Below are 21,820 nucleotides of genomic sequence, written 5' to 3' on the forward strand. Positions count from 1 at the left end.
TTTTCATTAATCATCTTTTTGAGATAAAATCAAAGTCTTTTAAAATATTACTTCCAACGTACCAAGGGCGGCAATGATGATAAAATAGCTTCTATATTACCTCCTGTTTTCAAACCAAATGTTGTTCCCCGATCATAAAGAAGATTAAACTCTACATAACGCCCTCGACGGATTAATTGCTCTTCTCGATCCTGATCGGTAAATGGTGTATTAAAATTACGACGTACCAACTCTGGATATATCTCCCTAAAACACTCCCCAAGAGCACGTATAAACGAAAAATCAGCACTTATTCCTCCTGTTTTTTCAGATGAATGCAACCAATCAAAAAAAATTCCTCCAATACCACGTGACTCTTGTCGATGTTTAAGAAAAAAATAATCATCACACCATGATTTATAACGTTCATAATCAGCAACTTTATGTTTTTGGCATAATGATTTCAAGGAACCATGAAAAAAAAGACTATCTCCATCATCTACTACACGACGGCGCTCTAAAAGCGGAGTTAAATCTGTCCCTCCTCCAAACCAATATGAAGAAGTGATCATCATCCGTGTATTGATATGAACAGCAGGAACATTTGGATTACAAGGATGAGCAATTAAGGAAAAACCTGAAGACCAGAAGCTTGGATCTTCTGATGTTCCTGGAATTTGAGCTCTAAACTCAGAAGATAATTCACCATAAACTGTTGATACAAGAACAGCAGCTTTTTCAAAGACTCTACCATGGAGGATGGCCATACACCCTCCTCCAAGATCTTTATTGTTATCATGATCCCGTAACCAGTTTTTTGAACAAAAACGCCCAGGAGGCCGATCTGACAAAGGACCGGTTAATGCATCTTCTAATTCCTCAAATACAAGACAAACCGTCTCTTGTAAGCTTCGAAACCACTGTTGTGCAATAATTTTTCTTTCTTCTATATCTTCCGGAAGCCCTAACGGTAAATGAGGAATTGTCATGGTGTTTACCTATAAGCCTTTTTACCTGTCAGCCAAATTTTAAAAAATTCTTATCAACCTTCAGATTATAATAATTATTGAAATTCTTAAAGCTTTTCTGGTAAAATAATGTATAATTGTATCCCTAATACCATGGCTTCATTTTAGAGTTTTTTAAAAAAATGTGGATTTAACCATAATATTTTAATATTACAATTATAGATTCAATTTTAACATTATTACACAAAAGTACACAATTAAAGATTAATTTTATGTTTAACTGGTTTGAAAATAGAGTAAACCCTTTTCCATCTCAACAACTCTCACTTCCACCCATAAAAGTTTTAAGTTTTTATTGGCACTATATAAAACCAGCATCATTATGGTTGTTCCTTCTTGGACTTTGTTCGATATTAATCGCTGTAAGCGAAGTGACTCTTTATCATTTTCTGGCTAACATTGTTGACTGGTTGTCAAACACCGATCGAAGTCATTTCCTTGAAAAGGAATGGAAAACCTTGATCTTTTTAGCTGTCCTTACATTGATTATTTTACCTTTATTAGGGACACTCCATGCTTTGATCATGCATCAAACTCTAGGAGGAAGTTTTACAATGATGATACGTTGGAAGATGTATCGATGGTTATTACTTCATTCAGTAGATTTTTTTGCTAACGAATTCGCTGGTCGCATTTCTACAAGAATTATGCAAACCACCTTATCTATCCGTGAAACAGTTATAAAAATTATTGATGTTTTAATCTATGCTATCAGCTTTATTGGATCAATGCTGTTCATGCTTGCAACTATAGATTTTAAATTGGCATTACCTTTAATATTATGGCTTGTTATCTACTTGTTTATTTTAAAGTTCTTTATCCCAAAAATTGCTTCCTTTTCTAATAAACAAGCAAATACACGTGCAACAATGATCGGAAGAATTGTAGATAGTTATACGAATATCTTTACTTTTAAACTTTTTTCTCATGCAGGCCGTGAAGAAGAATATGTTGGTACTGGTATGAGCTCTTTTTTGACAACAGTTATTCAACAAATGCGACAAGTAACACTCTTAAATATCTTTGTTGATTTTAATAATGCATTCGCACTTTTTAATACAGCAGCAATAGGAATATTTTTTTGGCTTCATGATGATATAACAATAGGAGCTATAGCAGTTTCTATTGGCCTGGCCATGCGCATGAACGGTATGTCACAATGGATTATGTGGGAAATTGCTATCCTTTTTGAAAATATTGGTACCGTTTACGATGGTATAAAAATGTTGAGCGTACCACATTCCATTACTAATCTCCCAAATGCAGAAGAATTAAAAATCAATAAAGGAGATATTCTCTTTAAAGATGTAACCTTTCGGTATAATAAAAATAAAATTGGCTTGGAAAACATTAATATCTTTATTCCTGCTGGAATGAAAATTGGATTAATAGGCCGTTCTGGAGCTGGAAAAACAACACTTATCAATCTTTTATTACGATTTTACGATCCTCTATCAGGAACCATAACTCTTGATGGACAAGATATCTCTAAAGTAACACAAGAAAGCTTACGATCAAAAATTGCTGTTGTTACACAAGATACTTCCTTATTACATCGTTCTATCCGTGAAAATATTGCCTACGGACATCCTACAGCAAGTGATGAAGAAATTATCAAAGCAAGCAAACAAGCAAATATTTGGGATTTTATTCAAGGAATGACTGATAAATGGGGAAACAATGGACTTGATGCACAGGTTGGAGAACATGGTGTTGCACTTTCTGGTGGTCAAAAACAAAGAATTTCTATAGCACGTTTATTTTTAAGAAATTCGCCTATTCTTATTCTTGATGAAGCCACTTCTTCTCTTGATTCAGAAGCAGAAGCAGCAATCCAAGAAAATCTTTTTACACTCATGAAAGATAAAACTGTTATAGTTATTGCACATCGCCTCTCTACGTTGATTAAAATGGATCATTTAATCATGATTGATCAAGGTCGTGTTATTGAACAAGGCTCTCATGAGCAACTTTTAGAACAAAAAGGTCTCTATAGCAGTTTATGGAATACCCAAAAAAACAATATGTGTAATCTTAAATAAAAAAGCCCTGATAAAGAATATTCAATTCAAATAAATAATGTATCCTTAAAGAGGATTAATATACGCATCATAAAAAAGGTTCGTTGGATCCTATTAAGAAAATTGTTCCCAACGACCTTGTTAAAATAATTAACATTTGAGAAGCGAATACAATCCCTACTGCTCTAAACTTTAAGAGAATTCAAGTCATTAAATTACTATAGAACATTAAATATTTTTTCAAGAATTAATGCTGAAGTGGTCTAAGTTATCAAAATCCTTTACAGATTCAATAGCTTTTGCAGGATTCTCGTTAGAAATCTTACGTTTCTCATTAAGAATCAGCTTATCACGTGCAGCAGCAACACGACGAATTTGAGATAAAATGCCTCCTGTTCCAGCTGGAATCAGCCGACCAACAATAACATTTTCTTTAAGACCTTGAAGCATATCTACTTTACCTGCTATTGCGGCCTCAGTTAATACTTTTGTTGTTTCCTGGAAAGAAGCAGCAGATATAAAGGACTTCGTTTGAAGCGATGCTTTTGTGATACCAAGCAAAATAGGAGAAGAAGTAGCAGGATTTTTACCTTCTGCAATTAATTCTTTATTAGTATCATCAAACTCAATACAATCAACATTATCACCGATAATATATTGACTATCACCTGCATCCGTAATCTCTACTTTACGCAACATTTGACGAACAATGACTTCTATATGCTTATCATTAATAACAACACCTTCAAGACGATACACTTCCTGAACCTCATTAACAAGATACGCGGCTAATGCTTCTACACCTTTAATAGCCAAGATATCATGAGGAGCTGGATTACCATCAAGAATATAATCTCCCTTTTCAACATAATCTCCATCCTGAAGATGAAATGGCTTATTTTTAGGTATAAAATATTCGACAGGTGCAACATTTTCATCAGAACTTTCAATAAGAACGCGAGATTTATTTTTATAATCACGTCCTAAGCGAATAGTGCCACTAATCTCTGCTAATATAGCATGATCTTTTGGACGACGTGCTTCAAAAAGCTCAGCAACACGTGGCAATCCTCCTGTAATATCTTTTGTTCTAGCGCTAGCTATTGGTGAACGTGCAATAACATCTCCCTTATGTACCTTTTGTCCTGGATTGACTGAAATAATCGCATCAATCGGCAACAAGAAACGAGAATCAGAACCTCGTAAAAGCTTTAGAAGCTCACCTTCTTCACTCCTGATAGCAATAGCTGGCTTTAAATCAGCGCCCCTTGAGGTTGAACGCCAATCTATAACCTGACGTTTGGTTATACCGGTCGATTCATCTGCAGACTCTATTATCGAAAGGCCATCAATAATATCTTCAAAATGAACTACTCCAGAAACTTCTGTTATTATAGGACGTGTATATGGATCCCATTCAGCCATACGTTGTCCACACTTAATAACATCGCCATCATCAACGAACAACTTCGAACCATAAATTATACGTTGTGAAGAACGCTCTTGCCCACGTTCATCCAAAATCTGAATAGACATATTACGTCCCATTGCAACAAGATAATTCCCTGAGCTTCGCAAGACATTACGATTCTTAATTTTTACCTTACCTTCATAAGAAGATTCCAGGAAAGATTGATCAACAACTGTTACTGCCCCACCAAGGTGGAAAGTACGCATCGTAAGCTGTGTTCCTGGTTCACCAATTGACTGTGCAGCAATAATACCAACCGCTTCACCGACATTAACCAAAGAACCTCGAGCTAAATCACGACCATAACATACTGCACAAATTCCATTACGCGCTTCGCAAGTTAAAGGTGACCGGATTTTTACTGATTGAATCCCTGCGTTTTCAATTTCAACAACATGAGATTCAACAATAAGATCTCCAGATTTTACAATATTTTTTTCTGTTATAGGATGATTAATATCATTCAGGGCTATACGACCCAAAATACGGCTTCCAAGAGAAGCAACTATTTGACCAGCATCTACTATAGAGGTCATTGTTAAACCTTTAGTAGTACCACAATCAATTTCTGAAACAATGCAATCCTGAGAAACATCTACAAGACGACGCGCCAAGTACCCAGAATTAGCTGTTCTCAGAGCTGTATCAGCCAAACCTTTACGTGCACCATGACTTGAGTTAAAATACTCATTCACAGTAAGGCCTTCTTTAAAATTAGAAATAATAGGCGCTTCAATAATTTCTCCAGATGGCTTAGCGATCAATCCACGCATACCACCAAGCTGACGCATCTGGTGCACAGAACTACGCGCTCCAGACTGAGACATCATGTATATGGAATTCATGAGCTTCTGACGACCCGTTTGCGAATCAAATTCAATAGATTTAATTCGTGCCATCATCTCTTCTGTAACTTTATCCGTTGCCTTACCCCAAGCATCAACAACCTTATTATACTTTTCTCCTTGAGTAATGAGCCCATCATTATACTGCTGCTCATATTCCTTTACCATCGCTTCAGTTTCTTCAACAATCTTAATTTTGGCTTCAGGAACAACAATATCATCTTTTCCAAATGAAATACCGGAACGACAAGCATAAGAAAAGCCCAATTGCATGATACGATCACAAAAAACAACCGTATCTTTCTGACCACAATGACGATATACAATATCTATCATCATAGAAATATTTTTCTTTGTCATCTCTTGGTTGCAAATGTCAAACGAAATCTTATGATTTTGAGGTAATAATTCACCTATAATCATACGACCGGGAGTTGTATCGTAAATCTTTGAAACAATATTTCCATTTTCATCTATGCTTTTAAATCTACCACGAATCTTCGAGTGCAATGTGACTATTTTTCTTTCAAGAGCATGATGCAATTCACCCATATCAGAAAAGCTCATCCCCTCACCTGGCTCTTTCTGATGCATCATTGACAAATAATAAAGCCCCAAAACCATATCTTGGGAAGGAACGATGATGGGAGCACCATTCGCTGGATGCAAAATATTATTCGTTGACATCATCAAAACACGTGCTTCTAATTGAGATTCAAATGAAAGAGGAACGTGAACAGCCATTTGATCTCCATCAAAATCGGCATTAAAAGCAGCACAAACTAGAGGATGAAGCTGTATAGCCTTACCTTCAACAAGTACTGGCTCAAAGGCTTGAAAACCAAGTCGATGTAAAGTCGGTGCACGATTTAATAATACCGGATGCTGACGAATAACATCATCAAGAATATCCCAAACTTCTGGTCTCTCTTTTTCAACAAGCTTCTTTGCTTGTTTAACAGTAGAAGATAGACCTTGTGCTTCTAAACGCGCGTATAAAAATGGCTTAAATAACTCAAGCGCCATTTTCTTCGGTAAACCACATTGATGCAGTTTTAATTCAGGGCCAGTCACTATCACAGAACGTCCAGAATAATCAACACGTTTTCCAAGAAGATTTTGCCTAAAACGACCTTGTTTACCTTTTAACATATCAGATAATGATTTTAAAGGACGCTTATTCGCACCTACCATGACACGTTTATGTCGACTATTATCAAAAAGAGCATCAACTGACTCTTGCAACATTCTCTTTTCATTACGAATTATAATTGCAGGAGCACGCAGCTCCATTAAACGTTTTAAACGATTATTCCTATTAAGAACTCGACGATAACAATCATTAAGATCAGAAGTGGCAAATCTTCCTCCATCCAAAGGAACAAGAGGACGCAAGTCAGGGGGGATAACCGGAATAACTGTCATAATCATCCATTCAGGACGATTTCCAGATTTTATAAAATTTTCTACAATTTTTAGCTGCTTCATTAGCTTCTTATACTTAAGTACAGAAGAAGTATTGCCAAGTTCATAGCGCAAATCTTCTGCAAGCTTTTCAAGATTTATAGAAGCCAACATCTCACGTATAGCCTCAGCGCCAATCATTGCAGTAAATTGATCTGGACCAAATTCATCAACAACACGCATATATTCTTCTTCATTCAAAAGCTGACGCTCTTTAAGAGAAGTAAGTCCTGGCTCAATAACAACGTAACTTTCAAAATAAAGTATACGCTCAACATCCTTAAGTGGTATATCAAGAAGTATTGATATGCGTGATGGTAGAGACCTCAGAAACCAGATATGAGCGACAGGTGTGCATAAATTAATATGACCCATACGCTCACGTCGAACACTAGATAATGTTAGTTCAACACCACATTTTTCACAAATAACACCTTTGTATTTCATTCTTTTGTATTTGCCACACGAACACTCATAATCCTTTATTGGACCAAAGATTCGAGCACAAAACAAACCATCACGCTCTGGTTTAAACGTACGATAGTTAATAGTTTCAGGTTTCTTTATCTCACCATAAGATAAAGATAAAATCTTTTCTGGAGAAGCTATTGAAATTCTGATAGAATCAAAACTCTGTTCATTACTCCCTACATTAAAAAAACCCATGACACCTTGCTTCATTCCTACCCTCAGCTATCAATTTCTCTCAGAAAATTTCTCAAAACTTAAAAATAGTAATTTCTATTACAAATGCTTTATACATTAAAAAGCACTTGTAATTATCATCTAAAATTTTGTTAAATCAGAAACTTCATCTTTTTTTGTATTATTATCTATATTCGAATTTTCTAGATCAACACTAAGACCCAGGGCATGCATTTCCTTAACGAGAACATTAAAACTCTCTGGAATACCAGCTTCAAAAGTATCATCTCCTCTTACAATAGCCTCATAAACCTTTGTACGACCAGCAACATCATCAGATTTAACTGTCAACATCTCTTGAAGAGTATAAGCTGCACCATAAGCTTCAAGAGCCCATACTTCCATTTCTCCAACCCTTTGTCCACCAAATTGAGCCTTACCTCCCAACGGTTGCTGTGTCACAAGAGAATAAGGACCTATAGAACGAGCATGAATTTTATCATCAACCAAATGATTCAGCTTCAACATATAAATATAACCAACTGTCACTGGACGATCAAATTGCTCTCCCGTCCGACCATCATAAAGTATAGATTGACCGCTTTCATTCAGACCTGCCATCTGAAGCATAGCATTTATATCCTTCTCGCTTGCTCCATCAAAAACAGGTGTTGCAATAGAAATACCTGACTTCCATTGATTTGATAAGCACAATATTGAAGCATCATCAAAATCAACAATTGAATCCCTATTAGGACCATTACCAATAACATTTTCAAGAAATTTACGAAGAGGATCTATATTTTGATAGGCTCTATAAGCTTCTATGAGTTGACTAATCTGTTTACCAATACCAACACAAGCCCAACCAAGATGAGTCTCAAGAATTTGACCAACATTCATACGAGATGGAACACCCAAAGGATTCAAAACAATATCTACAGGGGTACCATCCTCAAGAAATGGCATGTCTTCACAAGGAACTATACAAGAAACAACACCTTTGTTGCCATGACGCCCAGCCACTTTGTCACCAGGTTGAATTTTACGCTTCACAGCCACAAAAACTTTTACAATCTTCATGACACCTGGAGGCATTTCATCACCCCACTGAAGCTTCTCAACCTTATCCATAAATCGACGTTCAAGATGAGATTTAGACTTGTTATACTGAGCTTGCAAAGCTTCAATTTTTTCTTGAACTTTCTCGTCCTTAACAGCAAACATCCACCATTGCGAGCGAGGATATTGTAACACTAACGTATTGGAAAGTTTAGATCCTTTTTTAAAATCTCTTGGACCAGTAATTGCAATCTGCCCTGAAAGCATTCCCATTAAACGTCCATAAACATTACGATCCAAGATTGCTTGCTCATCATCACGATCTTTAGCAAGACGTTCAATTTGTTCCCGCTCAATAGCTATAGAACGTTCACCTTTTTCAACTCCATGACGATTAAATACACGCACCTCAATAACAGTACCATAAGCGCCAGGTGGCATACGCATAGAAGTATCACGAACGTCAGAAGCTTTCTCACCAAAAATAGCTCGCAAGAGCTTCTCTTCAGGTGTCATCGGACTCTCACCCTTAGGAGTAATCTTTCCAATCAAAATATCACCAGGCTTAACCTCAGCGCCTATATAAACAACACCAGATTCATCGAGACTTCCTAATGCTTCCTCTGAAACATTCGGTATATCACGTGTTATCTCTTCTGGACCAAGCTTAGTATCACGAGCCATTACTTCAAATTCTTCCATATGAATAGAAGTAAAAACATCGTCTGAAACCATTCTTTCTGATAACAAGATAGAATCTTCATAATTATAGCCATTCCACGGCATAAATGCTACGACTACATTACGGCCAAGAGCCAAATCTCCTAAATCCGTAGAGGGACCATCCGCTATAATGTCACCTCGAGTAACTTCATCACCAACATTTACTAATGGACGTTGATTAATACAGGTATTTTGATTAGAACGTTGAAACTTCATTAAACGATAAATATCAACACCAGAAGTTGAAGGATCAACATCTTCTGTAGCACGTATAACAATACGAGTTGCATCAACCTGATCAACAATTCCAGCGCGCTTCGCAACGATTGCAGCACCAGAATCCCTGGCAACAACAGACTCCATACCAGTACCGACAAAAGGAGCCTCAGCTTGCAGCAATGGAACAGCCTGACGCTGCATATTAGATCCCATAAGCGCACGATTAGAATCATCATTTTCTAGAAAAGGAATAAGAGCAGCAGCAACTGAAACCAACTGCTTTGGAGAAACATCCATAAGATCTATATTATCACGCGGAACAAGCATGACTTCTCCAGAATGACGACAAACAACAAATTCTTCTGAAAAAAATCCATCTTCTTCAAGAGGAGCATTCGCCTGTGCTATATAATACTTTTCCTCTTCTGTTGCTGATAAATAAACAACATTATCTGTTACTTTTCTATTTTCAATTTTACGATAAGGAGATTCTATAAAACCATACTTATTAACACGAGCAAAAGTAGCAAGAGAATTAATTAACCCTATATTTGGACCTTCTGGAGTTTCAATAGGACATATACGACCATATTGAGTTGGATGCACATCACGAACCTCAAAACCAGCACGCTCTCTTGTTAAACCTCCTTGACCAAGAGCTGATAAACGACGAGTATGCGTTATCTGAGACAAAGGATTTACCTGATCCATAAATTGAGACAACTGTGAAGAACCAAAAAACTCACGAACAACAGAAGCAACAGGTTTAGCATTAATAATATCCTGAGGCATTACTGTGTCAATTTCAATTGAAGATATACGTTCCTTTATTGCACGTTCCATACGCAATAAACCAACACGATATTGATTTTCCATCAATTCACCGACAGATCTCACACGTCGATTACCAAGATTATCAATATCATCAATTTCACCTTTACCTCCACGCAAATCAACTAAAAGCTTAATAATAGCAATTATATCTTCTTTTCGTATAGTTCTCAAAGTATCAGGAACATCAAGATTAAGACGCATATTCATCTTTACTCGACCCACGGCTGAAAGATCATACCTCTCCGAATCAAAGAATAAAGAATTGAACATAGCTTCAGCAGCAGCAATTGTAGGAATATCGCCAGGCCTCATTACACGATAAACATCAAATAATGCTTCTTGATGACTTTCATTTTTATCTACAGCTAAAGTATTGCGGATGTAAGGACTAACATTAACATAATCAACATACAAAACTGGAATTTCAGTAAAACCTGCTTCTTTTATAATTTCTAAATTTTTCTCATTGATTTCATCACCTGCTTCAAGATAAATCTCTCCTGTCTTAAAGTTTACAATATCCTCTGCAATATAAGAACCATATAAGTCACTATCAGTGGCTTTAAGAAATTTTACACCTTTATCTTTAATCTGATTCAAAAACCTCGCAGTTAATTTTTTTCCAGCTTCTGCTACAACTTCACCTGTATCTGCATCAACCAAATCTGAAAAAGCCTTAGAACCAAACAATAAATTGGGCTCAAAAGGAACACGCCAATCATTACCATCTCTAGAATATATAAGCTTAGAATAAAAAGTTGAAAGAATCTCTTCAGCATCCATGCCTAAACACATCAAAAATGATGTAACATGAATCTTACGACGACGATCTATTCGAACACAGATTATATCTTTAGAATCAAACTCAATATCAAGCCAAGATCCACGAGCAGGAATAATACGACAAGCAAACAACAGCTTTCCTGAAGGACTTGACTTACCCTTGTCATGATCAAAGAAAACCCCAGGAGAACGATGCATCTGGGATACAATTACACGCTGTGTTCCGTTAATTATAAAGGTACCATTTTCCGTCATAAGCGGCATGTCACCCATATAAACACTTTGTTCCTTTATGTCCTTAATAGACTTTGCTCCAGTATCCTCATCTATATCAAACACTATAAGGCGCAAAATTACTTTAAGAGGAGCTGAATAAGTCAAATCACGTTGACGACATTCATCAACATCAAATTTTGGAGGATCAAACTCGTAAGAAACGAATTCGAGCATCGCAACACCTGAAAAATCCACAATAGGAAAAACAGACTTAAATACAGACTGCAAGCCTTCATTGGGACGCCCATCGGGAGGCTCTTCGATCATAAGAAACTGATTATAAGATGCCTTCTGCACCTCAATAAGATTTGGCATATCGACAACTTCAGGAATTTTCCCAAAAAACTTACGTATGCGCTTACGACCACTGAAAGAAAAGCTCTGAGCCATCGTCGCTCCTTACTAACTTTTTATCATGCTTAAATTAAATAGAAAGCTTCAGTTAATATTTTTATGAAAGAGATAATCAATCAATATGCTTTTGAAACAGTTAAAAAACAAAAACAAAATACATCTCTACCTAAACAAACAATAACCAAACATTAGCTTATATATTTAGAAAATATTCTAAAAAAAGATAAGAGATCATCAATACTCTATCTTCTCTAAAACATAAAGAAAATTATCGCACTTCTACTTTTGCACCAGCAGATTTAAGCTTTTCTTCAATATCTTTAGCTTCACCCTTAGAAACGGCTTCTTTAATAGGCTTTGGAAAACCTTCAACAAGATCCTTTGCTTCCTTAAGACCAAGACCCGTAATAGAACGAACTTCTTTAATAACATTTATCTTGCTCTGCTGATCAAAACCCACGAGAATAACATCAAACTCTGTTTTCTCAACTTCAGCTACAGAAGAAACACCACCGACTGACGCAACAGAAACTGGAGCTGCTGCTGAGACTCCCCAATGCTCTTCGAGCCTCTTTGAAAGCTCTGAAGCCTGAAGCAGGGTAAGAGAAGATAGCTGCTCAACAATTGATTCTATATCAGGCATATTATAGTTCCTTCACTTTTAAAGTCTAATTTTTAATAATCAACAAATTTACTACTATTCAGATTTATTAGCATAAGCAGAAATTACACGCACAACTTGACTTGACGGCGCTTTAATAATTCTTACAAGTTTGGTTGCATTCATCTGAATAGCACTCAATATCTTAGCACGAAGCTCATCAAGACTTGGCAACATAGCCATTTCTTCAATAGAGGTCGCATCAAGAACATTTTCACCTATAGAACCGCCAAGAACAACAAACTTTTCATTATCCTTTGCGAATCTAACAGCAACTTTAGGAGCAGCGACTGGATCACTACTATATATTATCAATGACTGCCCCTTAAAAAGACCCGAAATCCCTTTAGCAGAAGTATCACTAATAGCAATTTTAACTAAACGATTCTTTGAGACCTTAACACAACCACCAGCCATTCGCATCTTAGCCCTAAGATCTTTAATTTGTGCAACATTAATACCTTTATAATGAGCAACAACAACTGAACCATAAGCATTAAAAATCTTACTAAGCTCCATAACTTCTTTTTGTTTCTCTTGTCTTTTCAATTTTTATCTCCAGCCGATGCTTCTACAAACCCAACAACACAAAACCTAAGATCACAATAAACATGGCAAAAAAACACAATAACAACCATTAAGTTTATTTAAACGACAAACACAGAGGACCTATTTAACTTTAAACATTAACACTTGAAAGCTCAACCCTTACACCAACTCCCATAGTTGAAGATAAAGAAATACCCTTTACATAATTACCTTTTGCTGCAACAGGCTTCGCCTTCAGCACAGCATCGAAAAAAGCCAAAATATTCTCTTCTATCTGCTTAGCCCCAAAAGACGCTTTTGCAATTCCAGCATGCACAATCCCAGCCTTCTCAACACGAAACTCAACAGCACCACTCTTCGCTGCCTTTACAGCAGAAGCAACATCAACAGTAACTGTCCCTACTCTTGGATTAGGCATTATACCTCGAGGACCCAATATTTTACCTAAACGACCAACCAGAGGCATCATATCTGGAGAAGCAATACAACGATCAAAATCTATTTTACCTCTATTAATATCCTCAAAAAGATCCTCTGCACCAACAATATCAGCCCCAGCAACCCTTGCTTCATCAGCCTTCATATCACGAGCAAACACAGCCACCCGAACATTAACACCCGTACCATTTGGCATATGAGCAACACCTCGAACAATTTGATTAGCATGACGAGGATCAACTCCGAGATTTACAGCTATTTCAATAGTTTCGTCAAACTTAGCTACAGCACGCTCCTTAACCATAGATACGGCTTCACTTAAAGCATAAAGCTTTAATCTATCAACACCCTGACTTATTTTTTGAATCCGCTTTGATACTCTAGACATAGCTTAACCTGTGACCTCCAACCCCATCGACAGAGCAGAGCCTTCTATCATTCTCATTGCCCCCTCAATATTAACTGAATCCATATCTTTCATTTTAAGCTCAGCAATTTTTTTAATTTTATCTCTAGAAATAGAACCAACTATTGATTTCCCTGGAGTTTTAGAACCTGATTTAATATTAGCCTCTAACTTAATAAAATAACTCACTGGCGGTTGCTTCATTGTAAAAGTAAAAGACTTATCCTGATAATAAGTAATAATTGTAGGAATAGGAATACCCTTTTCCATACCCTGTGTTGCAGCATTAAATGCCTTGCAAAATTCCATAATATTAATACCACGCTGACCAAGCGCAGGACCAATTGGTGGCGAAGGCTTCGCTGAACCCGAATCAACCTGAAGCTTAATCTGACCGGCAACCTTCTTAGCCATTATTTTACGCCTCTCTTAAACAAACCTAAAAAACACAAATCAATTCAAAATTTTATAACAAAAAAACAAAAATGTTCATAACATTAAACTATCTTTTCAACTTGATTATACTCTAGCTCAACCGGAGTTGCACGACCAAAAATTGAAACCTCCACCTTAAGGCGAGATCTTTCTTCATCAACATCCTTAACAACACCATTAAAAGAAGCAAAAGGACCATCACAAACACAGACGCGCTCACCAGTCTCAAAAACAACAGAAGACTTTGGCCGCTGAACAGCATCTTCAACCTGACCAATAATACGATCTGCCTCTTGATCAGATATTGGCACAGGCTTACTACCAGAACCAAGAAACCCTGTTACCTTCGGCGTATTCTTTATAAGATGATAAACCTCATCCGTTAACTCTACTTTAATCAAAAGGTAACCAGGGAAAAACTTGCGCTCAACATCAAACCTCCGCCCTTTACGAACTTCGACAACTTTTTCAGTAGGAACTATAATCTTTTCAAAAAAATTACTTAATCCTCTAGTTTTTGATTTTTCTTCTATAGACTGAGCAACTTTTTTCTCAAAATTAGAATACGCATGAACAACATACCAACGAGACGCCATATTCATCACCAGATAATCAATTACCAATATTCAGAACAAGACGCATAAGCCATCCTATAAGCTGATCAGCCACAAGAAAAAACGAGGAAGCAAGAAAGATCATAACAAAAACCACAATAACAGACATAAGGACCTCATTACGTGAGGGCCATACAACCTTTTTTACTTCAGACTTAACCTGCTTTAAAAAAACTAACAGATTCGTTTTGTATATCATATACATTCACACTATACCATCTTTAGCACATAACTATTAAGACATCAATTAATTAAATATACTATTTTCATCCTACAAAAAGTAAATCCAATATTAAAAACTTCTTACTTTCTACACCATAATCCTACAAAATAAAATGGCAGGGGCAGAGGGACTTGAACCCCCGGCCTGCGGTTTTGGAGACCGCCGCTCTACCAACTGAGCTATACCCCTTTCAATCAATATAAAATCATTCAAAAACGCTATATTTTATAAACTCTTCTAAAATGATTAATCCTTCTCCTTAAGGATTCCTGCCACTTATAAAGTGTTTTCATAGAAAAAAAACGCTTTAAAGATTCCCTAAAAGCCTCATACATTGAATTATACTTATACTGATAATTACTACAACCATAACCAATATGTCTTACATCTGCATTTTTAATCCAGGCCATAACTTTTCCCATATCCTTATAATAAAGACTTATAGATACCTCATCAAAAAAAGCAGAATACCCCCCTGAAAGCTGTAAATAATCAGAAATCCTTTTTAAAGAAGGATTAAACGTAAAACTATACCAAACATGATGAGCTGTAGCAGGAATTTTTTTATACGGCACAGGAGAAACAGTATCTGGCAAACAACGTATACAAGAAGGCATATCGCTCTCTGTTCGCATTTGAACCAATAATATTTCTGGATTCATCTTCAGGATATTAACCGCAGAATGAATTAATCCAGAACCACAAAAAAGCCAATCGTCCTCCATATGCAGAATATACGGGATCTTCACTTGTGAATAAGCGATATCAATAGAACGGAGTTGACCAAAATTAGAACCATTCAATAAAACCCTAATTCCTTGATTGGGAAACATTTCTAAGATCTCAAGAACATTCTTATCATCAGAATCCTCGACAATTATAATCTCTGACACAAGATAATCGTTTGTCGAAAAAAAACTCTCAAGTGTTCTATTCAAAAGACCAAAACGACGACACGACGTTATAACTACTGTTACATCCAACATTAAAAACAAACATCATTAGTACAAATGACTTTTTCAAAGAATACCATAAAAGAACCTATTCAAGTATTTCTGATATAACACCAGCACCAACAGTCTTTCCACCCTCACGAATAGCAAAACGCTGCTGAAGCTCCATAGCAATAGGAACAATTAACTCAACATCAAGAGCTAAATTATCCCCCGGCATAACCATCTCTACACCATCAGGAAGCGTTACTACACCAGTAATATCCGCTGTACCCAAATAAAATTGCGGACGATAATTCGAAAAAAATGATGTATGACGACCACCTTCCTCTTTCGTCAAAATATAAACCTCAGCTCTAAACTTCTTATACGGATTAACAGTATTCGACTTACATAAAACCTGACCACGCTCAATCAAAGAACGGTCAACTCCTCGCAACAAAAGACCAACATTATCTCCAGCTTGTCCCTCAGATAAAATCTTCCGGAACATCTCAACTCCTGTACATATCGTCTTAACCGTACCCCTTATACCAACAATCTCTAATTCATCGCCAACCTTCACAACACCACGATTAATACGACCAGTAGCAACTGTACCACGTCCAGAAATCGAAAAAACATCCTCAACAGGCATCATAAACGGCTTATCTATCAATCGCTTCGGTGTCGGAATATAATCATCAACAGCAGCCAATAACGAACGAATCGAATCCTCTCCTATCGACTTATCCCGATCCTCAAGAGCTGCAAGCGCAGAACCCCTAATAATAGGAATATCATCCCCAGGAAATTTGTAATAAGACAACAATTCCCGTATCTCAAGCTCAACAAGATCAATCAACTCAGGATCATCAACCTGATCAACCTTGTTTAAATAAACAACCATCGCAGGAACACCTACCTGACGAGCAAGAAGTATATGCTCCTTCGTCTGAGGCATAGGACCATCCGCAGCAGAACAAACAAGTATCGCACCGTCAACTTGAGCAGCACCAGTAATCATATTCTTAACATAATCCGCATGACCAGGGCAATCAACATGAAAATAGTGACGCTTACTCGTACGATACTCAACATGTGTCGTCGAAATCGTTATACCTCGAGCCTTCTCTTCAGGTGCGCTATCAATCTGATCATAAGACTTGTATTCGCCATAATACTTCGTAATCGCCGCCGTTAATGTCGTCTTCCCATGATCAACATGACCTATCGAACAAAGACCAACATTATCCTGATCTCGTATAAACTCTTCCTTTGCCATTTTATTACCTATTATTACTATTTTTATATTTTACGTTAGCATATATTTAAAAAAATTCTTAAGGCTTTATCTACGACAACGCAAGCATTAAATTCTATCTTTTAAAATTAATAACCAACAAAAACAACCATTTCTAATAATAAAAATTGTTTTTATAAAAAAGCACAAAAATTAGTGGTAGCGAAGGAGGGACTTGAACCCCCGACACAAGGATTATGATTCCTCTGCTCTAACCAACTGAGCTACTCCGCCACTAAAATCAAAAAAACTCTTAAAAAATAATTCTATTAACTATCCCTGACATTATACATCTGTCAACCACAATGATGAACCAAAGATACTACAAATGCTATCTAATAATTTTCTAACTACATCCAAAACTATCATAATACTTAAAATGTCACCATATACAATATTAGGCAGCACAAGAACGCTTCAACAACATCTGCAAAGCCTTGGCTGTTTCTTCTAAAAATTGTGATCGTACGATAAAACCACCGCCCAAAATCTGAGCACCCTGATTAGGAGATGAATAAAAAACACAAGCTTGACCTGGAGAAATTCCTTCTTGACTATCATTAAAATCGACATAAACTTCTGCGTCATTACTGGTTATAGAAGCAGAGATAAGTTCTTCTTGAGTTGAACGAAGTTTTACAAAACATCTATATCCATTGGATGTTATATTCATGAAATCACCGTCACCTAACCAATTTACTTCTCGCAAATAAACTCTCTTTATTTTTAAAGCTTCTTTTGGGCCAACAATGACTTGCGCAACACGAGCATCAAGATAAACAACAAAAAGAGGCTCCCCTGTTGCCACACCAAGACCACGCCGCTGCCCTATCGTATAATTCATAATTCCCTGATGACGACCCAACACTCTACCATCCAAATGAACAATATCACCTTCCGTAATCGCATCTGGCCTTAACTTAGCTACTATATCAGAATACCTTCCTGTCTGTACAAAACAAATATCCTGACTATCTAATTTTTCAGCTACCTCCAGATTCATTTCTCTGGCCAAACAACGAATATCCTCTTTTCTCATTTCACCAAGAGGAAATCGCAAATAATCAACCTGTTCTTGTGTCGTCGCAAATAAAAAATAACTTTGATCACGCTCAAGATCCACCGAACGACATAATATACGCCTACGTTTTCCTTCTGCCCCAATAGAAGAATATGAATTTATATAATGACCCGTTGCCAAAGCATCTGCTCCCAACTGACGCGCCACAGAAATAAGATCCACAAATTTTACAGTTTGATTACAAGAGACACAAGGAATAGGAGTATCACCAGAAAGGTAGCTTTCAGCAAAAGGAGTTATAACCTCATCATGAAAGCGCTGCTCATAATCAAGAACATAATGAGGTATCCCAATAACATGACATACCTGACGAGCATCATTTATATCTTGACCTGCACAACAGGAACCTTTCTTTTTAAAGGCTTTTCTATCATTATATAACTGCAATGTAACACCGATAACATCATATCCTTTACGTTTAAGCAAACCAGCAGCTACAGAAGAATCAACACCTCCTGACATAGCAACAACAACACGGGTATCTTCTGGCTTCTTATCAAAATCCAAGCTATTCATACATCAAACCCTACACAAAGAAACAATATTCCCCATTACAGAATGATACTACCGAATACGATTTATCCCAATCATTCTCTTTAAACGAAGAGACTCAAGCTTTAAAAATTAATCAACATTAAATCTAAACCGTTTAGCAAACAAAATTGAAGGATGAGATATTAGCTTAACCAGAACATTATCAGAAACAGGATCATCCACATAAAGCAATGCTAGGGCATTACCAGTTTCTTTTTCACGACCCAATTGAAAATTCGCAATATTTACACCAAAATCTCCTAATACATTCCCTATATATCCAATAGTACCCGGAACATCTGTATTAACAATGTAAACCATATGGCGCCCTATATCAGCTTCAAGATGTATATTCTGAATTTTAATAAGTTTGGGCTTAGAATTTGCAAAAATTGTTCCTGCAACGGAATAGGTAGACTTTTCTCCTCTTACAATCAATGCAATATACCCATCCCAAATACCGCTTTTACCACGTTTTATCTCTGAAAAAACGATTCCTTTTTCCTTGATTATCAAAGGAGCAGAAACCATATTGACTTCTTCCATCCATACGCGTGTTAACCCTGCCAAAGCAGCGCTACTCAATGCTTTGGTATTCATATTAACAGTAGAGCCATCATATATAATTTCAATTTTTTTAATTGGCTCTTCTATCAATTGCCCAACAAAAGACCCAAGATAATCAGCAAGTCGAATAAATGGCTTTATTAAATGAGCTTCTTCAGGAGTAATAGAGGCCATATTAATAGCATTCGAAATCACTCCCTGCGTCAAATATGCAGACATCTGATGCGCTAACTGAAGCGCAACTTTTTCTTGTGCTTCCACGGTTGAAGCACCAAGATGCGGTGTACAAACAACATTTTTCAAACCAAACAAAGGACTTTCCAAAGCTGGTTCCACTTCAAAAACATCAAATCCTGCACCAGCAACATGACCAGATTGTATTGCTGCTGCCAATGCACTCTCGTCCACCAATCCACCACGTGCACAATTAATAATACGAACTCCTGGTTTAGCCATTGATAAAGTATCCGCATTCAAAATATTGCGGGTCTTATCGGTAAGAGGAACATGCAAAGTGATAAAATCGGATTGAGCCAAAAGCTCTTTAAGCTCTTCTTTTCTAATCCCCATTTCTGCAGCTCGCTCCTTAGAAAGAAAAGGATCAAAAGCGATAACTTTCATTTTAAGACCAAGAGCACGAGAACAAACAATTGATCCAACATTACCTACACCTATAACCCCCAATGTCTTACCAAAAATCTCTGAACCCATAAATTTAGATTTTTCCCACTTACCCTGTTTAGTAGAAAAATCAGCATCAGGTATTTGACGGGCAACCGCAAACATCAAAGCAAGAGTATGTTCAGCAGTTGTAATGGCATTCCCAAAAGGCGTATTCATAACAATAACACCACGACGTGACGCAGATGCAATATCAATATTATCAGTACCAATTCCTGCTCTACCAACAATTTTAAGTTTATTTGCAACAGAAAATAACTTATCTGTTACCTTTGTAACAGAACGAACAGCAAGACCATCATAATTGCCAATAATCTCAGCAAGCTTGACTTTATCCTTACCTACTTCTGGCTGAAAATCCACTTCAATACCATAATCACGAAACACCTGCACAGATGCCAAAGACAATTGATCAGACACAAGAACACGAACTACCATTGGTGACCCCTTAATAAATAATATTTTTACGAAAAAGTTTTAAGGAATGAATTTTTCTGCGTAAAAAAAGCCCAAACAAACCAATCACACAATAACAAAAGATCATCTCGATTAACCGTTGCTCCTGTCCATACACGAAACCCAGGAGGAGCATCACGATACGAGCCAATATCAAAAGCAACTCTTTCTTTTTCCAAAAGAGAAACAACAGACTTGGCAAAAGCAGCCTGGGCAGTAACACCCAAACAAACAATATCAGGATCAACAATCTTCATACAAACAGATGTATTAGAACGTGTCTCCAAATCAACAGCAAGATTTTCAATCCAATCATTTTGCAGAATAAAACGATACAAAACATCTGCGTTTTCATCAGAACGCTTTATAAAAGCATCAAGACCGCCTATACTTTGACACCACAACAACGCATCAATATAATCCTCAACGCATAACATAGAAGGGGTATTGATTGTTTCTCCTGAGAATAACCCTTCAATTAACTTCCCTTTCTTGGTCATACGAAAAATCTTGGGCAAAGGCCAAGTCGGCTTATAACTCTCAAGTCTCTCAACAGCACGAGGTGACAAAACAAGAATACCATGCCCCCCTTCACCACCCAAAACCTTCTGCCAGGAAAAAGTGATAACATCGAGCTTTTCAAAATCAAGAGATTGAGCAAAAACCGCAGAAGTTGCATCACAGATAACCAACCCTTTACAATTGCTGGGAATAAAATTGGCATTCGGAATACGCACCCCAGAAGTAGTCCCATTCCAAGGGAAAACAACATCACGATCAAAATCTATCTTAGAAAAATCTGGCAACTTACCGTAAGGAGCTTCAAATATCCGAACATCAGGAATTTTTAACTGCTGAACAATATCTGTAACCCAGCCTGACCCAAAACTTTCCCATGCCAGAACATCAACACCACGAGCTCCCAATAAAGACCATAGAGCCATTTCAACAGCTCCTGTATCGGAAGCAGGAACAATAGCAATACGATAACTATCCGGTATCCTTAAAACATCACGCGTTAGATCTATAGCCCTTTTGAGCTTTGCTTTACCATCAGTAGAACGATGAGAACGACCAACAACAGCACCTTCTAATGCTGATAACGACCAACCAGGACGTTTTGCACATGGGCCAGAAGAAAAAAAAGGAGAAGTTGTCCTAGAAGTAGGCTTGCTTTTTATATTTAACATTTTGCTACCCTTTCAGATACGCGCCTTTCGTTAGGGAAAGGTGTCC

15 protein-coding genes and 2 tRNA genes are annotated in these 21,820 nt (G+C 36.9%); 1 reads left to right on the plus strand and 16 read right to left on the minus strand.

Features of this window, described 5'->3' with window-relative positions; genetic code table 11:
- Positions 1-47: 47 nt before the first annotated feature.
- Positions 48-968, minus strand: a complete 921-nt coding sequence (gene hemF, locus B488_RS04025; RefSeq protein ID WP_015273260.1) for an oxygen-dependent coproporphyrinogen oxidase — start codon at positions 966-968, stop codon at positions 48-50.
- Between the two features lie 251 nt (positions 969-1,219).
- Here hemF and B488_RS04030 point away from each other — a divergent pair, with 251 nt between their 5' ends.
- On the plus strand, positions 1,220-3,049 hold the full coding sequence (locus B488_RS04030; RefSeq protein WP_015273261.1) for an ABC transporter ATP-binding protein: 1,830 nt from the start codon (positions 1,220-1,222) through the stop codon (positions 3,047-3,049).
- Between the two features lie 219 nt (positions 3,050-3,268).
- On the opposite strand, the gene rpoC is transcribed toward B488_RS04030, so the two are convergent.
- The 15 genes from rpoC to B488_RS04105 all read right to left on the minus strand — a co-directional run bounded on the left by rpoC (position 3,269) and on the right by B488_RS04105 (position 21,774).
- Positions 3,269-7,489: a DNA-directed RNA polymerase subunit beta' gene (rpoC, locus tag B488_RS04035; RefSeq protein ID WP_015273262.1), complete on the minus strand. Its 4,221-nt coding sequence runs from the start codon at positions 7,487-7,489 to the stop codon at positions 3,269-3,271.
- Positions 7,490-7,594: 105 nt separating this feature from the next.
- Positions 7,595-11,740 (minus strand): DNA-directed RNA polymerase subunit beta, encoded by a 4,146-nt coding sequence (gene rpoB / locus B488_RS04040; RefSeq protein ID WP_015273263.1) that lies wholly within the window; start codon positions 11,738-11,740, stop codon positions 7,595-7,597.
- Between the two features lie 232 nt (positions 11,741-11,972).
- Positions 11,973-12,347 carry a 50S ribosomal protein L7/L12 gene (gene rplL, locus B488_RS04045; protein WP_015273264.1) on the minus strand — a complete coding sequence of 125 codons (375 nt, stop codon included), beginning with the start codon at positions 12,345-12,347 and terminating at the stop codon, positions 11,973-11,975.
- A gap of 54 nt (positions 12,348-12,401) precedes the next feature.
- The gene (rplJ, locus tag B488_RS04050) at positions 12,402-12,914 is read right to left on the minus strand and encodes a 50S ribosomal protein L10 (RefSeq protein ID WP_041770714.1); all 513 of its coding nucleotides are present in this window, start codon (positions 12,912-12,914) and stop codon (positions 12,402-12,404) included.
- Positions 12,915-13,044: 130 nt separating this feature from the next.
- Positions 13,045-13,740, minus strand: coding sequence for a 50S ribosomal protein L1 (gene rplA / locus B488_RS04055; RefSeq protein WP_015273266.1), 696 nt, complete (start codon positions 13,738-13,740; stop codon positions 13,045-13,047).
- A gap of 3 nt (positions 13,741-13,743) precedes the next feature.
- Complete coding sequence (gene rplK, locus B488_RS04060) at positions 13,744-14,172, minus strand: 50S ribosomal protein L11 (protein WP_015273267.1); 429 nt, start codon at positions 14,170-14,172, stop codon at positions 13,744-13,746.
- Between the two features lie 83 nt (positions 14,173-14,255).
- A complete protein-coding gene (nusG, locus tag B488_RS04065) occupies positions 14,256-14,789 on the minus strand; it encodes a transcription termination/antitermination protein NusG (RefSeq protein WP_015273268.1) in 534 nt (177 codons plus the stop codon).
- Between the two features lie 16 nt (positions 14,790-14,805).
- A complete protein-coding gene (secE, locus tag B488_RS04070) occupies positions 14,806-15,012 on the minus strand; it encodes a preprotein translocase subunit SecE (RefSeq protein ID WP_015273269.1) in 207 nt (68 codons plus the stop codon).
- A 131-nt stretch (positions 15,013-15,143) separates the two neighbouring features.
- Positions 15,144-15,219 (minus strand) — tRNA-Trp (locus B488_RS04075).
- 29 nt (positions 15,220-15,248) lie between these two features.
- Positions 15,249-16,016: a glycosyltransferase family 2 protein gene (locus B488_RS04080; protein WP_015273270.1), complete on the minus strand. Its 768-nt coding sequence runs from the start codon at positions 16,014-16,016 to the stop codon at positions 15,249-15,251.
- Positions 16,017-16,071: 55 nt separating this feature from the next.
- Positions 16,072-17,247, minus strand: coding sequence for an elongation factor Tu (gene tuf, locus B488_RS04085; protein ID WP_015272827.1), 1,176 nt, complete (start codon positions 17,245-17,247; stop codon positions 16,072-16,074).
- Positions 17,248-17,422: 175 nt separating this feature from the next.
- Positions 17,423-17,499 (minus strand) — tRNA-Met (locus tag B488_RS04090).
- 163 nt (positions 17,500-17,662) lie between these two features.
- The gene (gene mnmA, locus B488_RS04095) at positions 17,663-18,862 is read right to left on the minus strand and encodes a tRNA 2-thiouridine(34) synthase MnmA (protein WP_015273271.1); all 1,200 of its coding nucleotides are present in this window, start codon (positions 18,860-18,862) and stop codon (positions 17,663-17,665) included.
- A 108-nt stretch (positions 18,863-18,970) separates the two neighbouring features.
- Positions 18,971-20,566: a phosphoglycerate dehydrogenase gene (gene serA / locus B488_RS04100; RefSeq protein WP_015273272.1), complete on the minus strand. Its 1,596-nt coding sequence runs from the start codon at positions 20,564-20,566 to the stop codon at positions 18,971-18,973.
- 26 nt (positions 20,567-20,592) lie between these two features.
- Positions 20,593-21,774, minus strand: coding sequence for a phosphoserine transaminase (locus B488_RS04105; protein WP_015273273.1), 1,182 nt, complete (start codon positions 21,772-21,774; stop codon positions 20,593-20,595).
- Positions 21,775-21,820 lie beyond the last annotated feature (46 nt).

The sequence above is a fragment of the Liberibacter crescens BT-1 genome (genome assembly GCF_000325745.1).
GTDB classification, from domain to species: domain Bacteria; phylum Pseudomonadota; class Alphaproteobacteria; order Rhizobiales; family Rhizobiaceae; genus Liberibacter; species Liberibacter crescens.